The 1,498-nt window shown below is 53.6% G+C and carries 1 protein-coding gene; it reads right to left on the bottom strand.

Features of this window, described 5'->3' with window-relative positions; translation table 11 throughout:
* On the bottom strand, window positions 1–1,498 hold a 1,498-nt coding region (locus tag AACS92_RS21730; RefSeq protein WP_153044809.1), incomplete at both ends, for a condensation domain-containing protein.

The following is a 1,498-nucleotide window of genomic DNA, read 5'->3' as shown; positions in this document are numbered from 1 at the left end:
CATCCGGTTTTACACCCAGTTTAATTAAATAATGGGCGAGTTGGTTGGCCCGGCGATTGAGCTCGTCATAGCTCAGCTTCTGTTCTTTAAACATTATAGCGGTGGCTGTTGGAGTTTGTACCACCTGCTGTTCAAACAGTTCATGGATGAGGGCATGCTGCGGAAAATCGACCTGTGTGGCGTTGAAATCCACCAGTAATTGCTGACGCTCGGGTGCCGGCAGGATGGATAAGCTGAGTACCGGTTGCTGAATGTCAGCGGTCAGTGCATCAGCCAGCTCACTGAGAGCAGTGTGCAGATAATGCACGATTCTGTCCGGCTCAATCCCGTCCACGGTCTGAGCAGTCAGCGTGAAACTGTCCCCATGATCATCCACGGAGAGGGCAATAGGATAGTTCGTCCGCTCCTCAGACTGCAATACGCGCATGCCTGCCCAACCGGGATTTTCACCCGAGTCTGACGGACTGTGCCGGTAATTAAGCAGGACGCTGAACAGAGGCAAGGGTGGGATCACTCCGCTGCACCGTTGCGCCAGCGCCAACGGTGCCTGTTCATGTTCCAGTAAGGCAGCCAAATCCCGCGACGTGGTCAGCACGGCTTCCCGTACATTCTGAGTGCTCAGGGATATCCTGATCGGCAGGGTATTGATAAACATCCCCATCACCTTATCGGCCCCGGTTGTACCTTGCAGCCGTCCCAACAATACCGTGCCAAATACCACGTCATCACGGCCGCTGGTGTGGGCCAGTACCTGCGCACAGGCCACATGGAACAACACCCCGGGACTAATACCCAGTTGGCGGGCCAGTGTGCGCAGGGTATCAGCCAGCATGCTATCCAGCGGCAAGCGGGCTTCTGTAATAGCCTGCCCGTCGCCCTGTACATTCAGTAAGCCAAACGGGGCGGTGGGTTCATCAATCCCGGCCAGTCGCTGACGGAAGTAATTCTCGTGCACTGAAACGGGTACACTCAGTGTCTGGGCAATAAAGTTGCGGTACGGCAGTGGCACAGGCAGGGATCCCTCTCGTCCCTGTAAGACTTGTTGGATTTCATCCATGATTAATTCCAGTGTGACATGGTCGCTGACCAGATGATGGAAATTCAGCGTTAACAGCCATTCGTCACTGTCCGGATCATGGGTGGTACTGGCCGCGAACAACGGAGCTTGACTGATATCTAACCGACACGGCATGTTTGCCTGTAATTGTGCCGGGATATTCTCGGCTGATGTAGGAGTGAACGGTATTACAAACAACTTCGCCTGTCGCCAGACCACCTGTACAGGTTGGCTCAACCCTTGCCAGTAAAAAGCCGTCCGCAAAATATCATGGCGATCGATGACCTGTTGCAGAGCCGCAAGGAAAGTATCCAAACGTGAGCGGGTATCAAAAGCCAGTATGCTGTTTGACAGGTAAGCATCGCCACTTTCCTGTAACTGGTGATGGAACAGAATACCTTCCTGTAAAGGGGATAGGGGATAGATATCCTGTACATTGGC

It is taken from the genome of Xenorhabdus sp. KJ12.1, assembly GCF_963876495.1.
In the GTDB taxonomy this organism is placed as follows: Bacteria; Pseudomonadota; Gammaproteobacteria; order Enterobacterales; family Enterobacteriaceae; genus Xenorhabdus; species Xenorhabdus stockiae.
The sequence above is the reverse complement of the archived record's forward strand: the minus strand, read 5'-3'. Positions and strand labels throughout refer to the sequence as shown.